At 66.4% G+C, this 16,782-nt stretch carries 7 protein-coding genes; 1 reads left to right on the top strand and 6 read right to left on the bottom strand.

The window, feature by feature from the left end; translation table 11 throughout:
• Positions 1–27 precede the first annotated feature (27 nt).
• The 6 genes from treZ to glgA all read right to left on the bottom strand — a co-directional run bounded on the left by treZ (position 28) and on the right by glgA (position 15,832).
• Entirely contained in the window at positions 28–1,869 is a 1,842-nt protein-coding gene (gene treZ, locus R2N16_RS09415) for a malto-oligosyltrehalose trehalohydrolase (protein WP_316665363.1), read from the bottom strand.
• Entirely contained in the window at positions 1,866–4,154 is a 2,289-nt protein-coding gene (gene glgX / locus R2N16_RS09410) for a glycogen debranching protein GlgX (protein ID WP_316665362.1), read from the bottom strand. The genes treZ and glgX overlap by 4 nt, the downstream gene beginning before the upstream one ends.
• 624 nt (positions 4,155–4,778) lie before the next feature.
• Positions 4,779–7,085 (bottom strand): 1,4-alpha-glucan branching protein GlgB, encoded by a 2,307-nt coding sequence (glgB, locus tag R2N16_RS09405; RefSeq protein WP_316665361.1) that lies wholly within the window; start codon positions 7,083–7,085, stop codon positions 4,779–4,781.
• Positions 7,082–10,582, bottom strand: coding sequence for a maltose alpha-D-glucosyltransferase (treS, locus tag R2N16_RS09400; protein ID WP_316665360.1), 3,501 nt, complete (start codon positions 10,580–10,582; stop codon positions 7,082–7,084). The genes glgB and treS overlap by 4 nt, the downstream gene beginning before the upstream one ends.
• Positions 10,579–14,169, bottom strand: a complete 3,591-nt coding sequence (locus R2N16_RS09395; RefSeq protein WP_316665359.1) for a maltotransferase domain-containing protein — start codon at positions 14,167–14,169, stop codon at positions 10,579–10,581. Before R2N16_RS09395 ends, treS begins: the two co-directional genes overlap by 4 nt.
• Positions 14,170–14,200: 31 nt before the next feature.
• Positions 14,201–15,832 carry a glycogen synthase GlgA gene (gene glgA / locus R2N16_RS09390; RefSeq protein ID WP_316665358.1) on the bottom strand — a complete coding sequence of 544 codons (1,632 nt, stop codon included), beginning with the start codon at positions 15,830–15,832 and terminating at the stop codon, positions 14,201–14,203.
• Positions 15,833–16,211: 379 nt separating this feature from the next.
• Here glgA and ahpC point away from each other — a divergent pair, with 379 nt between their 5' ends.
• On the top strand, positions 16,212–16,775 hold the full coding sequence (gene ahpC / locus R2N16_RS09385; protein ID WP_316665357.1) for an alkyl hydroperoxide reductase subunit C: 564 nt from the start codon (positions 16,212–16,214) through the stop codon (positions 16,773–16,775).
• Positions 16,776–16,782: the final 7 nt, after the last annotated feature.

Raw genomic sequence — 16,782 nt, 5'->3', positions numbered from 1 at the left:
CGTCGGCCCATTGGCTGTTGTCAGACGTCAGGTGGACAATGGCGTGCGCAGCAAGGCCACGCACGCGCGCTCGGGCAGCCGATGTGCGATCAGCGCGGCGGCAGCGCCTTCGCGCGATTCGTGCAGCAGATCGGCAGGGTTGCCCGCCAGTACCGTGGGCACGGCCACGGGTTGATCGGCCAGGTTGAGCATCAGCGTGAGCACGCTGCCATCGCCCATGCGCCAGCGGGCAATGGCGCCGGCCTGACCCAGTGCCACCGCATCGAGCGCGCGCGCATTGGGCAGGCGCGGGATGATTTCCGCATGACGCAGCGCCAGCAGGCGGTGCATGCGGTTGCGTGTGCTGAGCGGCCCCGGTTGGGTCAGATCCGCCTCGCCGGGGCAGGAGGCGAGGTAGGTGCGCTCGTCGTTCGGGTCGGGAATGCGCTCGCGCTGGTGTGGATCGGCAAACGCCTCGAACTTCGCAAACTCCCGGCGGCGGCCTTCCCGCACGGCTTCGGCCAGCATGCCGTGGTGGCTGGTGAAGTACAGGAACGGGCACGTGCTGCCCCATTCCTCACCCATGAAGAGCATCGGAATCTGCGGGCTCAGCAGCAACAGCACTTGGGCGGCGTGCAACGCATCGGGGTGCGCGAGCTGCGTCAGGCGTTCGCCAAAGGCGCGGTTGCCGATCTGATCGTGGTTTTGCAGGAACAGCACGAACGCGGTGGGCGGCAGGTGCGCGCTGGGTTCGCCGCGCGGCGCGTTGTCATGGATGGGCGACGGCTCGCCCTGGTAGCAGAACCCGTCCTGCAGCACGCGCGCCAGGCGCTGCGCGGGCGCATCGGCATAGGCAGCGTAATAGGCTTCGCACTCGCCGGTGAGCAGCACGTGCAGGACGTTGTGTCCGTCGTCGTTCCACTGCGCTTCGAAGTCGCCATGGATACCGGCATCGCGCAGCAGCGATGCGGCGTTGTGCTCGTTCTCCAGCACGAGATGCACGTGCCGGCCGGGCTCGACCGACAGCCGCACGCGAGCGGCGAGTTCGCCCAGCCAGTCGCGCTCGGTGATGGCGTGCACGGCGTCGAGCCGCAGGCCGTCAAAGCGATATTCCATCAGCCACATCAACGCGTTGTGGATGAAGAACTCGCGCACCTGCGGCATGCGGAAATCGATCGCCGCGCCCCAGGGTGTATGCACATCGTCGCGGAAGAAGCGGCGCGCGTAGTGGTGCAGGTAATTGCCGTCGGGCCCGAAGTGGTTGTAGACGACATCCAGAAACACCATCATGCCCAGTCCGTGCGCGGTGTCGATCAACGCCTTGAGGTCGTCCGGTGTGCCGTAGCTGGCGTCGGGCGCAAAGGGCAGTACGCCGTCGTAGCCCCAGTTGCGCGCGCCGGGAAACTCCGCCACCGGCATCAGCTCGATGGCCGTGATGCCCAGCCGCGCCAGTTCCGGCAGCCGCCCGCGCACGCCCTTGAAGCCGCCCAGCGTGCCAACGTGCAGTTCGTACAACACCGTCTCGTGCCAGGGGCGGCCCTGCCAGTTGGCGTGCTGCCAGCGGTAGCGCTGCGGATCGATGACGAGGCTTGGGCCAGGGATGTCCTGCCACTGCGCGCGTGCGGCGGGGTCGGGCACGGAGAGCGTCACGCCTTCCCGGTTGGTGATGCGGTATCGATAGCATGTGCCGGCGCCCACGGGCGCCACCGCTGCATACCAGCCGTCAGGTTCGGCATCCATGCGGATGGCCTCGTTGCCCCGCACGTCGTCAATGTCGATCCAGGCGGCGGTTGCGTCGGGTGCCCACAACCGGAAGCGCGTGTTGCCGTCAACCAGGACGGTGGCGCCAAACGGCATGTCGTGCACAAACCGGGGGGCGGGTGCGGTCATCGCGTGGCGTCTCCTGTGTCATCGTCGGGTACGGGGCCGGCTGTCGGGGCGGTGCGCTCGTCGTCGGTGGCGGGGTGTTCGGGCGTGCCGTTCTGCGGTGCGTTGTGCATTTCGGGCACGCGCCCGAGGGTCTCGCCGCTGGCGTCTGCATCGGGCTGCGCGGCAATATGCGCAATGGTGGCGAGCTGCGTGGCGAGCAGCAGCACGACGCTGCGCCCCTCCACTTTCAGCGTGCCGCTGCCATGGGGCCGAGCGTCCTGCTCAGGTGCCGCGCTGTCGACTGCGAGTTGCCAGTCCATGGCCGGCTCGGGGAGTGTGAACGTCAGGTCCGTTGCGGCGCCGTTGATGAGCAGCAGCGCCACATGGGGGCGCGCTTCCCCATCGATGGTCTCGACGCAGGCGCGGCGCAGCGCGAGCGCCCGTGCCTCGCTGTCGTTCCACGCGTCGGGCGAGAGCACCTGGCCGCGCTCATCAAACCAGGCGATGTCCTGCACGCCCGGCAGGATCTCGGTGTTGCCGTGCACGTAATGCGGCCAGCGCAGCGCGGGGCTTGCCTGACGCAGCGCGATCAGCCGCGCCGTATAGCGCGCGAGGGCCTGCCCCGGGTCTTTCTCCAGCAATGACCAATCCAGCCATGACAGCGGGTTGTCCTGGCAGTAGGCGTTGTTGTTGCCGTCTTGCGTGCGGCCGAACTCGTCGCCCGCCAGCAGCATCGGCGTGCCGTTGGAGAAGAACACCGTGGCCAGCAGCGCGCGCGTCACGCGTTCGCGCAGGGCCTGGATGGCCGCGTCTTCGGTCGGGCCTTCGATGCCCCAGTTGGCGCTGCAGTTGTCGTTGTGGCCGTCGCGGTTGTCTTCGCCATTGGCCTCGTTGTGCTTTTCGGCGTAGGTGACGAGGTCGCGCAGCGTGAAGCCGTCGTGCGAGGCGACGTAGTTGATCGAGGCCCACGGGCGTCGCCAGCGGCGGTCGAAGTGGTCGCCGCTGCCGGTCAGGCGTGCCGCCAGATCCGGGCGCTGGCCGGAATCGCCGCGCCAGAACCGTCGCACGCCGTCGCGAAAGCGGTCGTTCCATTCCGCAAAGCCGGGCGGGTGATTGCCGACCTGGTAGCCGTCGGGGCCGACATCCCAGGGTTCGGAGATCAGCTTCACAGTCGAGAGCACCGGGTCCTGCCGGATGGCGTCGAAGAAGCCCGACCCCGGATCGAAGCCGCCGCCCTCGCGGCCCAGTGTCACGCCCAGGTCGAAGCGGAAGCCGTCGACGTGGAAGGCATTGACCCAGTAGCGCAGCGAATCCATCACCATCTGCAGCACGCGCGGGTGCGACAGGTTGAGCGTGTTGCCGCAACCCGTATCGTTGATGTAGTAGCGCTCCTGCCCCGGCACGAGGCGGTAATAGCTCGCGTTGTCCAGGCCCCGGAACGACAGCGTGGGGCCCAGTTCGCTGCCCTCGCACGTGTGGTTGTAGACCACGTCGAGGAAAACCTCGATGCCCGCCGCATGCAGGCGCCGGATCGCCACTTTCAACTCATGCAGCGACGGCGTCGACAGGTAGCTCGGCTCCGGCGCAAAGAAGCACAGCGTGTTGTAGCCCCAGTAGTTGCGCAGGCCGCGCTCTATCAGGAACTGGTCCTGCAGGAAGGCGTGAATGGGCAGCAGCTCGATGGCCGTGATGCCAAGCCGCTGCAGGTGCTCGATGAAGACGCTGTCGCCCAGCGCGCTGAAGGTGCCGCGCTCCGGCGGCAGCAAGTCTTCGCGCAGCATCGACATTCCGCGCACGTGTCCCTCATAGATGACCGTGCGCGACCATGGCGTGCTCGGGCGGATATCGTTGCCCCAGTTGAACGATTCGTCGGTGACCACCGCCTTGGGCATGGCCGGAGCGCTGTCGCGGCGGTCGAATGAAAGGTCGGCCCGGTTGGAGTTCAGCCGATAACCGAACAGCGCGTCGGACCAGCGCAGCGCGCCCACCAGCCGGCGGGCGTAGGGGTCGAGCAGCAGCTTGTGGGGGTTGAAGCGGTGGCCATGCTGCGGCTCCCACGGCCCGTAGGCGCGGTAACCGTAGACCAGGCCGGCTTCCACGCCGGGGAGGTAGCCGTGCCAGACCTCATCGGTGCATTCGGGCAGGGCGAAGCGGGTCAGTTCCTTTCGGCCGGTGGGGTCGAAAATGCAGAGTTCGATCTTGCTGGCGTTGGCCGAGAAGACAGCGAAGTTGATGCCTAGGCCGTCCCATTGGGCGCCTAGGGGGAAGGGTTTGCCGGGGGCAAGGGAGCTGGGGAGGCGGAGCATTGGTTGATGCGTTTTGCGTTTTTTGCCTTGGTGGTTCATCCCTGTTTCGTACCCTGCTGGGCACGACTTACTTTTCTTTGTCTTGCCAAAGAAAAGTAAGCAAAAGAAAGGCGCGCCCGAGATAGCGACCCCCTCCTTGAATTTTCGTAACCGGGCGGAGACGGGGAAAACTCGCTTCGCTCAGACAGTTCCCCGTCTTGTTTCCGCCCGCTTACAAAAATTCAAGGCGCCATCAAGGGCAGGAAAGGCAAACAGTCGATCGCCGGTGCGCCACTTCGTCGGCATCCCCGGCCCGTCGTCTCTCGTCCAGTTCTTCGCCGCTTACTGGATTTGTTTTGGCGCTCGCTTGTGTTCTCCAATTGGTTTGGCGGTTGAGGCCCTAGATGGCGCCTTGAATTTCTGTTGCAGGGAGGAAAAAGGAAGGGAAACTGTCTGAGCGAAGCGAGTTTTTCCCTTCCCCTCCCTGCGACAGAAATTCAAGGAGTGTTTCGCCATCTCGGGCGCGCCTTTCTTTGCTTACTTTCTTTGGCAAGACAAAGAAAGTGAGTCGGCCCCGGCAGGGGACGAAAAGCAGGCAAACCACCAACACCCAAATAAAAAAACCAAAACAGAAAAAACCAAACCTCAAACCTTCAACACCACAACCCCCAGCGGCGGCAACCGCAACACCAACGACTGCCCCTGCCCATGCGCCGCCACATGATCCACATCCACCGCTCCGCCATTCCCGAGGTCACTGCCGCCATACACGGCAGCGTCCGTGTTCAGCACCTCCCGCCAGTGCGTGGCTCCATCCGCTGGCGGCACACCAATGCGATACCCTTCCCGCGGTACCGGCGTCATATTCGCCACCACCAGCATTGGTCGCCCCTCGCCATCCAGCCGCAGGAAGGCAAACACGCTGTTGGTGCGGTCATCGCCAATCACCCAGTTGAATCCTTCCGGCGCGGTGTCCCGCGCATGCAATGACGGCTCACGCCGGTACAGCGTATTGAGGTCATGCACGAGTCGCTGCACCCCGCGGTGCCGGGGGGCGTCCAGCAGGTGCCATTCGGGCGATGCATCGTGGTTCCATTCGCCCACCTGCCCAAACTCGCAGCCCATGAACAGCAGCTTCTTGCCCGGATGCGTCCACATGAACGCCAGGTAGGCGCGCAGGTTCGCCAGCCGCTGCCATGCATCGCCGGGCATCTTGCCCAGCAGCGAGCCCTTGCCGTGTACCACCTCGTCGTGCGAGATCGGCAGGATGAAGTGCTCTGAGAACGCGTACACCAGCCCGAACGTCATGCCGTCGTGATGGTGCTGTCGGTACACGGGGTCGCGCTGCATGTAGTGCAGCGTGTCGTGCATCCAGCCCATATTCCACTTGTAGTCGAACCCCAGGCCGTTGAATTCCACGGGGGCGGTCACGCCGGGCCAGGCAGTCGATTCTTCGGCGATGGTCATGGCGCCGGGGCAGCGTTCGTGCACCACCGTGTTCATCTGCTGCAGGAAGGCCACGGCTTCGAGGTTTTCGCGGCCACCGTAACGGTTGGGCACCCATTCGCCGGCGCGGCGCGAGTAGTCCCGATAGAGCATCGAGGCCACGGCATCCACACGCAGGCCGTCGACGTGAAAGCGCTCGAGCCATTCCAGTGCGCTGGCAATCAGGAAGCCGCGCACTTCGTTGCGGCCAAAGTTGTAGATGAGCGTGTTCCAGTCCTGGTGGAAGCCTTCGCGCGGGTCCTGGTGTTCGTACAGCGCAGTGCCGTCGAATTGCGCCAGCCCGTGCGCGTCGGTGGGGAAGTGCGCGGGCACCCAGTCGACGATGATGCCCAGGCCCGCCTGGTGGCAGCGGTCGACGAAGCGCGCAAACGCCTCCGGCGGGCCAAAGCGCGCAGACGGTGCGAACAACCCCAGCGGCTGATAGCCCCAACTGCCGCCAAACGGATGCTCCGCCACCGGCAGCAGTTCAATGTGCGTAAAGCCGAGCGCCGTCACGTAGGGGATCAGCCGGTCGGCCAGTTCATCCCAATGCAGGTTGCGACCACCGTCTTCCAGATCGCGCAACCACGAGCCGGCGTGCACTTCATAGATGCTGATGGGCGCGTCGGTCTTGTGGCGTTCGCTGCGCGTTTGCATCCAGTCGTCGTCGCCCCAGCGAAACGGGGCCGGGTCGGCCACCACAGAGGCGGTGGCGGGGGGCGGTTCGGCCTGGCGGGCGGCGGGGTCGGCCTTGACCATCAGCCGGCCGTCGGCGCCGATCAGCTCGAACTTGTAGCGTGCACCCGGGCCGACGCCGAGGCCGCTGGGCAGGAACAGTTCCCACACGCCGGCCTGGTGGCGCAGGCGCATGGGGTGGCGGCGGCCATCCCATTGGTTGAAGTCACCCACCACCGATACGCGCTGCGCATTCGGTGCCCACACCGCAAAGCGCACGCCACTGATGCCGTCGACGCGGATGGCCTGCGCACCCAGGCAGCTTGCCAGCGCCCAATGCGTGCCTTCGTTGAGCAGATGCAGGTCCAGATCACCCAGCAGCAGGCCAAAGGCGTACGGGTCTTCGGTTTCCTGCACGGCTTCGTGGCCGGCGCCGGCGGGCCAGATGATGCGCAGGCGATACATCTGCGGATGACCGTACACGTCTTGCGCCTCGGCGGGCAGCGGGCCGTGGAACAGCCCTGTGCGGCCTACCGGCGTCATCTCGCAGACGATCTGGCCGCGTGCGTCGATGGCCTGCACACGGCGCGCACCCGGGTAGAAGGCGCGCACCACCCAGCGCGCGCCGTCATCGGTGGCCACGCGATGGGGCCCGAGTACGGCGAACGGATCGCCCAGGCGGCCGTGCGTGAGCGCATCAACGTGCATCTGGTCGACGCCGGGCGGCAGCACCATCGGCGGTTCGGGTGCGGCGGCAGTCTTGGTTGGCGTGGCAAAGTCGAGCGCCGTCACGGTGGGCCTCCGGTCGAGTTTTCCGCTGCGGATGGCGGTGCCTCTGCCTGCAGCAGGCGACGTGCCACACGCGTGAGGCCTGCCAGCGGAATCGGCAGCCAGGTCGGGCGGTTGGACGCTTCATAGTTGACCTCGTACGCGGCCTTTTCCAGCAGGAACAGATCGAGCAGGTGGAGGTCGACCACGGGTTGCTCCAGCGCATCCGGATCGGGCCCGCGAATGGCCGCGGCATACGCTTCCAGGAAGCGTTCGGTGGACGCGGCGCGGAAGCGCTCCAGCAGCAGGTTGCGCCGTTCCTGCACGGGGCCGGCCACGTGTTCGGGGCCTTGGCGCATGGCGCCCACCACGTAGTCGAGCGAGCGCATCAGCCCCGCCACGTCGCGCAGCGGGCTGGTCTTGCGCCGGCGCTCTTCCACGGGGCGCGAGGGCTCGCCTTCAAAGTCGATCAGGAAGGCATCCCCCTGCGCCACCAGCACCTGGCCGAGGTGGAAATCGCCATGGATGCGCGAGAGCGTGGCGCCCAGGCCGTCTTCGGCATGCGCGCGGGCGGCGTCGAGCAGCGCCTGGTGTTGTGACAGCAGCCATTGCACGTCGGGTTGCTGGGGGCTGTCAGGGTTTTTCTGCTGCCATGCCGTCAGGTTCTCGTGCGCGCGGGCGAGCTGTTCGCTCACGCGGGCTGTCCAGTAGGCGGCATCGTAGGCGTCGGCAATGCGCACGCCAAAGTTCGGGTCTTCGGTGGGCGCCGCCAGCGCGGCATGCAGTTCGCCCAGCCGCGTGCCGATCACGCCGATGAAGCCGACATAGCTGGCCAATGCCTCGTCGGTATCCACGCGCGCTTCCGAGACGGCCACCGGGGAGGATTCGCCATCGCCCGCGGTCGCGCCTTCCATCTGCACCGCGAGTTCGTCGATGGTACGTCGCAGGTAGTCCAGTGCCCACGTCCAAGCATCGCCCTGGTTGGGAACGAAGCTCTGCATGACGGCCAGCGTGGCGCGTTCGCCGTCGGCCGCGTGGTGAGAGACCTCACCGATCAGCGCCGCCGTGTTGGCGTAGCCCACGCGCGTGAGGTGGCGCGTCATCTCCACCTCGGGGTGGACGCCCGTTGCAATACGGCGGATGAGCTTGACGATGACCGACTCGCCAATCACCAGCGAACTGTTCGATTGCTCGGCCGCCAGCCATTGAATGGGCGTGTCGGGTGCCAGCGGTAGCGGTAGCGGTGCGGGCCGCGAGCTGCCGGCTTCAGGCGTGTCAGCCGGTTCCGCCAGTTCTGCGATGTTCGGCTCGGGCTCGAAGCGCACGGTGCCGTCATTGGCTTCCAGCGTGGTGCCCCGCACGAGGTTGGTGAGCAGCGCGCGGGCGAACGTCTCGGTGGTGAAGGCGTCGGTCAGGTAGCCGACATGGCGGCCACGCCGCACGCGTGCCAGGGCGAGCTGAACCGGCAGTGCCGGTAGGGTGGCCGATTCCCATGCGATTGAAAGCGGAAGCAGGTAGCGCTCGACGCGCTCCGTGCCATTGGGGCTGCCCAGCGTGACGGCCACTTCGTTGAGGAACACCTCGGGCCGCGTTGCCCCGGCCAGCGGGCGGTTGGTGGATGCGGCATCCACCGGCACGGTGGCACCCCAGGCAAACTTCGCGCCACGCAGTACGCTGTCCTTGGCTGCAAACCAGCGGCGCTTGGGCAGATAGGTCGGCAGGATATCGCGCTCGATCAACTGGCGGTGCGCCTCGCGCTGTCCTGTGTCGGCCAGGGCATCCAGCCCTGCACGCAGCACCAGCGTCGTGAACTCGGGCAACTGCTCGGCCGCCGGTTGCGACCAACTCGGGCCGGGCTCGTTCTCGCGCAGCTCCAGCCAGTAGAACGCGTACGGCGGCAGCGTGAGCAGATACGACAACTGGCCGATGGGCGGAAATGCCGCCCCGCCAATCAACTCCACCGGCACGCGCTGCGCAAAGGCCGCCAGGTCCAGCTCCACGGCCTGCGAGGCTCGGGAAAGATTCGCCACGCACAGGATGGGCGCCTCGCCTTCCAGCGCACGGATATACGCCAGCACCTTGCGGTTGGCCGGCTGCAGAAACTGGATGGAACCCCGCCCGAACACGCGATGCCGCTTGCGCGTGGCAAGCAGCCGGCGCGTCCAGTTCAGCAGCGAGTGCGCGTCGCGGCTCTGCGCTTCCACGTTCACCGATTCATAGCCGTACAGCGAGCCCATGAGCGCCCGCAGCACGCGGTGTTGGGGGTCGGCGCGCGAGACGCCGCGGTGGGGGGCGGGCGACCACGCCAGCGGGGGCCCCCCCCCGTCGCGGTCGCCCAGGTGGATGTTGTCGCCCATGCCGATCTCGTCGCCGTAGTACATGACGGGCGTGCCCGGCATCGAAAACAGCAGGCTGTTCATCAGCTCGACCCGGCGGCGGTCGCGTTCCAGCAGCGGCGCCAGGCGGCGGCGGATGCCGAGGTTCAGGCGCGCGCGGCGGTCGCTGGCATAGACCTCCCAGAGGTAGTCGCGCTCGGCGTCGGTCACCATTTCGAGCGTCAGTTCGTCGTGATTGCGCAGGAAGATGGCCCACTGGCAGGTGCTGGGCACTTCTGGCGTCTGCCGCATGATGTCGGTGATCGGAAAGCGGTCTTCACGCGCGATCGCCATGTACATGCGCGGCATCAGCGGGAAGTGGAATGCCATGTGGCATTCGTCGCCGGCACCGAAGTACTCTTGCGTGTCTTCGGGCCACTGGTTGGCTTCGGCCAACAGCAGGCGGTTCTTGAATTGCGCGTCCATGGCCGCGCGAATCTTGCGCAGCACCTCGTGCGTCTCCGGCAGGTTCTCGTTCGACGTGCCTTCGCGCTCCACGAGGTAAGGCACGGCATCCAGCCTCAGGCCATCCACGCCCAGGTTCAGCCAGAACTTCATCACGCCGATGACGGCCTTGAGCACGCGCGGGTTGTCGAAGTTCAGATCTGGCTGGTGCGAATAGAAACGGTGCCAGTAGTAGGCCTTGGCCACCGGGTCCCACGTCCAGTTGGAGGGCTCGGTATCGATGAAGATGATGCGCGTGCCGTCGTACTTCTTGTCGTTGTCGGACCACACATAGAAGTCGCGCAGCGCAGAACCGGGCTTGGCGCGCCGCGCACGCTGGAACCACGGGTGTTGGTCCGACGTGTGGTTGATGACGAGTTCCGTGATCACCCGCAGGCCCCGCGCATGCGCTTCGGCAATGAAGCGGCGCACGTCGGCCATGCTGCCGTAATCAGGATGCACGCCGCGGTATTCGGCGATGTCGTAGCCATCGTCGCGGCGTGGCGACGGATAGAACGGCAGCAGCCAGATCACGTCCACCCCAAGCTCCGCAATGTAGTCGAGCTTGGAGATCAACCCGGGGAAATCCCCCACGCCGTCGTTGTCGGAATCGCAGAACGATTTGACGTGCAGCTGATAGATGACGGCGTCCTTGTACCAGAGCGCGTCGTCCACTAGCAGCGCGGTCGGATTGCGCGTCATGACAGTTGTTCCTCCGAAGGCAGGGCCGGGCGTACGCGCCAGATGGCAAATGGCTGCTCGGGTTCAAGACGGATGTGTTGCCACTTGCCGCGCCACACGGTGCGCTGGTTGTTGATCAGGTTTTCGGCCATCAGCGCGCCGTGGTCGGGCAGGCCCCATTGCCACAGCGGCAGTTCGATGTCGGATTCGTGCGCGTGGTGCGGGTCGAGGTTGATGGCAACGAATAGCGTGTTGTCGCCAAAGCGGTCCGGCGGCGGGGCGTTGGCCAGTTCGGCGGGCGAACTGTGCAACTGCGTGGGCAGCACGGGCGGCGTCGATTTGCTGAAGAACAGGATGTGATCGCCCGAGGCCGGCTGGAACGTCACGCCCAGGTGCGAGTGCAACGCCGGATTGGCCCGGCGGATGCGGTTGAGCAGCGCGATCTCTTTGACGATGTTGCCGGGGCGGTTGTGGTCCCACGCGCGCAGTTGGTACTTCTCGGAGTCGAGGTACTCCTCCTTGCCCGGCACCGGTGCGCCTTCGCACAGCTCGAAGCCGTTATAGACGCCCCAGAGGCCAGAGAGCGTGGCCGCCAGCGCCGCGCGAATCAAGAAGCCCGGTCGCCCGGATGTCTGCAGGAACACCGGGTTGATGTCCGGCGTGTTGACAAAGAAGTGCGGGCGGAAATATTCACGCACCGGCGTGCGCGTCAGTTCGGTCAGGTAATCGATGAATTCCTGTTTGGTATGCCGCCACGTGAAGTACGTGTACGACTGCGAGAACCCCACCTTCGCCAGCCGGTACATCACCTTGGGCCGCGTAAAGGCTTCCGACAGGAACACCGTATCCGGATAGCGCGCACGCACCTCACCGATCATCCATTCCCAAAACGGCAGCGGCTTGGTGTGCGGATTGTCGACGCGGAACAGGCGCACGCCCTCGTCGGCCCAGAACATCACGACATCGCGCAAAGCGTTCCACAGGCCGGGTTTGGCGTCGTTGGCATAGAAGTCGACGTTGACGATGTCTTCGTACTTCTTGGGCGGGTTTTCTGCGTATTTGATGCTCCCATCGGGGCGCCACGCAAACCAGCCGGGGTGCTCGCCCAGCCAGGGGTGGTCGGGCGAGCATTGAATGGCAAAGTCCAGCGCCAGCTCCAGGCCTTTCTCACGCGCGGCATCGCGCATGCGGCGGAAGTCTTCCAGCGTGCCGAGCTGCGGGTGGATGGCGTCGTGCCCGCCTTCGGCGGCGCCAATAGCGTAGGGGCTGCCGGGGTCGTCGGCTTCGGCGCGCAGGCTGTTGTTGCGGCCCTTGCGGTTGGTGCGGCCGATGGGGTGGATGGGCGGGAAGTACAGCACGTCGAAGCCCATGCCGCGAATGGCGCCCAGGCGGCGGATCACGTCGTCGAAGGTGCCGTGTCGCTGTTCGTCATCCGATGCTGAGCGGGGGAACAGCTCGTACCAGCTCGCGAACGCTGCGCCCGCGCGCTCCACGTCCAGCGGGTACGCCACGCTTTCCACATAGAACGGCCGGTAGTGCGAGGCCTGCGCCATCACGTGCGCGGTCACCGGGTCCAGGAGCAACTTGAGACGGTGCGCCGGGTCCGCCTCCGCCAACAGGTGTGCGAGCTTGCGCAACGCGTCGACGGGTGCGTCCTTGGGCGCATGCTCGGCCGCCTGTGCGACGAGCCGCGCGCCTTCTTCCAGCTCCAGCGTCACGTCCACGCCGGCGGTGTGCTTCTTTTCCAGCTCAGACCGGTAGGTGCCGAACGCATCGCGCCACGCGGCCACGGCATACACGTGCCGCCCCAGCCGTCCGGGCCGGAATGTACCTCGCCAGCGGTCGTTGCCCAGCGGCACCATCGGCACGTGCTGCCAGGCGTCTTCATCCTGCGCGCGCCACAGCAGGTGGACGGCCAACTCGTCGTGCCCGTCCATCAGCACATCGGCCTCCACGGTGATGTCGTCGCCCACCAGGCGCTTCACGGCAAAGCGGCCGTCATCCACGCTGGGCTGCACCTGTTCGATGCCGATGCGCGGCGAGGCAATGGCTGCGCTGACGGGTTCCGTCGCTTCGCCGGCCTTCGTGCGCGGACTCTTGGCGGGTTTGCCTGCCGCGGGATAGCGCACCGGCGCGTTGCGGAACACGCGCCAGACCTGTACGTCACCGGGCAGCAGGTCGATCTCGGCCAAGGGCCGTGCACTGGCACGCAGCGCGTCGTCGCAACTGCCGACGGGTTCGGTCAGCAGGTCCAGCGCCACGCCGCGCGTAAAGCCGCCGGCCACGCCGGGCAGGAAATGGTCGGCATGCACCGACACGCCCATGTGCAGGTCGGGATTGATGACGGTCAGCGTAGCGGCATCTCCCGCGCGCAGGTCGGGGCCGTCGGCGCGCAGCAGGGCGGTGGCGGGCGCATCGGGGCCGGTCAGCATGCGCAGTTCGGCGTGCGGTGCCACGGTGTTCGTCTCGCGTGCGGCGCGGATGGTGGCGTTCACATCGCGCACGGCATCGCTCAGGTCGAACGCGGCATGTGCGTCGATCCATTGCTGGTCGGATGGGTCACCGCGCTCGGCCAGCATCGGCAGCAGCGCACCGCGTTCAAAGCCCAGCGGCATCAGCCAGCCGGCATCGAGCGTGTCGGCCACGTGCAGGAGGCGGCGGTACGCGCGTTCACGAATCATCGCTTCGCCAAACGCCTGACCGTAGCGCGTGCCGAACGGTGCCTCCACGGTGGCGATGGGCGGTGCCACGGCGGCCAGGCGCGCGTGTTCTTCCACCATCCAGCCGGCGCGGAAGTCCCACCAGCGCAGTGACGAGAATGTCGCGTCAAAACCGGCACCCGCCAGCGCATCGATCGCCGTGCCATCCATGCCGGGCGTCCAGGCCAGGAAGCGCACGGCGCCGGCGTCTTTGCGCACGTCGGCAATCAACGTGCGCCAGCGTTCCGCAGGCAGGCGGGCGGGCGCTTCACAGCGGAACCCGCCGATGCCGAGTGCGGCCCACGCGCGCAGTTGCTGTGTCCACCACGTGAGGATGGCGCCTGCGGTGCGCGGGTCGTCGTGTCGGAACGAGGCCACCTCCAGGTGCGATGGCGGCAGGCGGGGGTCGAGCGCGTCGCCGTTTTCGGCATGGCTGGCGAACCAGTCGGGGTGGTCGGCACGCAGGGGCGCATCGACGGCCACGCGGTCGATCACCAGATCGAGCAACAGCGTAAGCCCCCGTGTGCGGCAGCCTTGGGCCAGCGTTGCGAGTGCGGCGTCGGCTGGTCCGCCACCCAGCGCTGCATGCAGTAGCGCATGGTCACGCGTGACGAAGACATTGCCGGCCGCACCCACCGCAAACGGCGGTGCCATCAACACATGATCAAAGCCCAACGAGGCGATGCGATCGAGCACGCCGTCCCACCGGTCGAGCCGGCCCAATTGCAGCGGGTGCAGGTAGCAGATGGCGGGGGCATAGGGGGGCTCGGCCGCGGCGCGGGGCTGCCCGATCGGCTTCGTGACGGGCTTCGATGCCGATTTGGCTTTGCTGCCGGGTGGCTTGGCCGCCTTGAGTGCGGCCGTGGTTTTACGTGAAGTGGCGGGCTGGGGCGACTTGGTCTCGGGCATGCGTGAAAGCGGGGCAGGGTGTCAGGCGCGGTCAGGCACGGATCTTCTCGGCACTGGCGGCGCGCGCCACCGCGTGCGCTCGGATCTCGTCGGACAGCGCCGTTGAGCGTCGCCGCGCCGGCGTACGCACAGGTTGGTCGGGTCGGGGCGCGTGCAGCGCGTCGGGTGCGGTGGGCGCCTGCGCCAGCGCCAAGGCGGGCATGGGCGTGGCGGCCGGCACCAGGGTGCGGTACAGCGCGAGGTACTCGCGTGCGGCCTGCGACCAGCCGAAGTCGGTCGTCATGCCGTTGTATTGCAGGATGCGCCACGCCTGCGGCTGGGCGAAGACGCGTAGCGCGCGCTCCACCGCGGCCACCATGGCGTCTGCGGTGTCGCCGTCAAACAGGAAACCCGTCGCGCCGTGCAACGCCGCTTCGGGCGAGCCACGGTCGGTGATGGTGTCCGTCAGCCCGCCCACGCGGGACGCGACCGGCACCGTGCCGTAGCGCATTGAATAGAGCGGCGTCAGGCCGCACGGCTCGAAGCGGCTGCCATGCAGCAGGATGTCGGCGCCGGCGTGCAGCAGGTGGGCATAGGCCTCGGTGTAGCCAATCTTCGCGGCCACCTGGCGCGGATAGCGCGCCGCCAGTTCGGCCATGCCGGTCTCGTACGCGTGTTCACCGCAGCCGAGCACGGCCACCTGCAATTGCGGGTTGGATTCGAGCAGTTGAGGCAGCGCCTGCAACGTCACGTCGGACATCTTCTGATGCGTCAGGCGGCTGCCGACGGCCAGCAGCGGCGCCTTGGCATCTTCCGGCAGGCCAAAGCGTTGCTGAAGCACACGCTTGGCGGTGTGCTTGCCGCTCAGGTTGGCGGCAACAAACGGCTGCGGCAGCAACGGGTCTTTCGATGGGTTCCATACATCGTTGTCGATGCCGTTGAGGATGGCGACCAGGTCTTGCTGTCGCGCGCGCAGCAGGTCTTGCATGCCGCAACCTGCCGCGTCGGTCAGGATCTCGCGCGCATACGCGTGGCTTACGGTGGTGAGGCGATCGGCCCACAGCAGGCCGGCCTTCAGGAAGCTGAACTGGCCCCAGAATTCGGCTTCGTGCGCAGCATCGGGTGGCACGCCAATGGCCGGTACCACGTGCATCGGGAAATTGCCCTGGAACGCGAGGTTATGCACCGTAAAGACGGTCTTGACCGGCAGCTGCGCACGCTTGACGAACAGCGGCACCAGCCCCGCATGCCAGTCATGCGCCTGCACGATGTCAGAGCGACGCACACCGGGCACCCCGCCGGCAACGCGGGCAGCGGCCTGGCTGAACGCCGCAAAGCGCAGCGCGTTGTCTTCATACGGCTCGCCGTGGTCATCCAGGTAAGGGTTGCCGGGCCGCGCGAACAGCGCCGGCGCGTCGAACAGCAGCACCGGGGCGCCCTGCGCGCCCATCCGCCCGCTCAACAGGCGTGCGCGGCCACCTGGCAGGTCGGTCCATTCGCACACGGTGCGCGTGTGCTGCAACTGCGTGATGGCGTTGGGATAGCCGGGCAGCATCACCGTCACTTTCATGCCGGCGCGCCGGAGGGCATTGGCGCACGCCCCGACCATATCTCCAAGCCCGCCGGTCTTGGCCAGCGGCACAGCTTCAGAAGCGACAAAGAGAACGTTCAGCGACAAGGTCATGCTCCCGGAGGAATTCGCCTGCCGGGCCGTCAGCCAACTGCATGAGCAGTGGCGGGCGCCGATGCGTGGCGGAGGTTTGTGATCCTCTCCTTCGCGCAAGAGCTATGCCAGTCGGACAGGCGCTGACAAGGCAGTGGGTTTGTGCTCACGCCGCCTTGGCTGTACGTGATGTGCGCGCTGCGAGCGCACGTGCGGAGTGTGCAACCTGCGGGTGCGCTGTGTAATTTCGTCCATGGGCTGCATCAGGCCGTCGTTCGTTCGATTGCCTGGGCAATAGAAAAAAACAATCGGTAAAATCATATCAATCAACTTGTGCAATGCATCGAACGACGATACGATCACCTCCGTTGTCAACCAAGCAACCCAACCGAAAACCACTATGTCGCTGATCAATACTCAAGTCCAACCGTTCAAGGCCCAAGCGTTCCACAACGGCAAGTTCATCGAAGTCTCGGATGAGTCGCTCAAGGGCAAGTGGTCCGTGCTGATCTTCATGCCGGCCGCATTCACGTTCAACTGCCCGACCGAAGTGGAAGACGCAGCGGACAACTACGCAGAATTCCAGAAGGCTGGCGCCGAGGTCTACATCATCACGACTGACACGCACTTCTCGCACAAGGTGTGGCACGAAACGTCGCCGGCCGTGGGCAAGGCACAGTTCCCGCTGGTGGGCGACCCGACCCACGCGCTGACCAACGCATTCGGCGTGCACATTCCGGAAGAAGGCCTGGCACTGCGCGGCACGTTCGTGATCGACCCGCAAGGCGTGATCAAGACGATGGAAGTGCACGACAACGCCATCGCCCGTGACGTGAAGGAAACCCTGCGCAAGCTCAAGGCTGCCCAGTTCGTCGCCAACAACCCCGGCAACGTGTGCCCGGCCAAGTGGAACGAAGGCGCCAAGACGATCAAGCCGTCGCTCGACCTGGTCGGCAAGATCTAAATTTCAA

Source organism: Ralstonia psammae, from assembly GCF_958405935.1.
GTDB lineage: Bacteria > Pseudomonadota > Gammaproteobacteria > Burkholderiales > Burkholderiaceae > Ralstonia > Ralstonia psammae.
The sequence above is the reverse complement of the archived record's forward strand: the minus strand, read 5'-3'. Positions and strand labels throughout refer to the sequence as shown.

Bases quoted from the DNA above. Each gene is read 5' to 3' on its own strand.
- treZ (WP_316665363.1), bottom strand. From the start codon at position 1,869: ATGACCGCACCCGCCCCCCGGTTTGTGCACGACATGCCGTTTGGCGCC.
- glgX (WP_316665362.1), bottom strand. From the start codon at position 4,154: ATGCTCCGCCTCCCCAGCTCCCTTGCCCCCGGCAAACCCTTCCCCCTA.
- treS (WP_316665360.1), bottom strand. From the start codon at position 10,582: ATGACGCGCAATCCGACCGCGCTGCTAGTGGACGACGCGCTCTGGTAC.
- R2N16_RS09395 (WP_316665359.1), bottom strand. From the start codon at position 14,169: ATGCCCGAGACCAAGTCGCCCCAGCCCGCCACTTCACGTAAAACCACG.
- glgA (WP_316665358.1), bottom strand. From the start codon at position 15,832: ATGACCTTGTCGCTGAACGTTCTCTTTGTCGCTTCTGAAGCTGTGCCG.
- ahpC (WP_316665357.1), top strand. From the start codon at position 16,212: ATGTCGCTGATCAATACTCAAGTCCAACCGTTCAAGGCCCAAGCGTTC.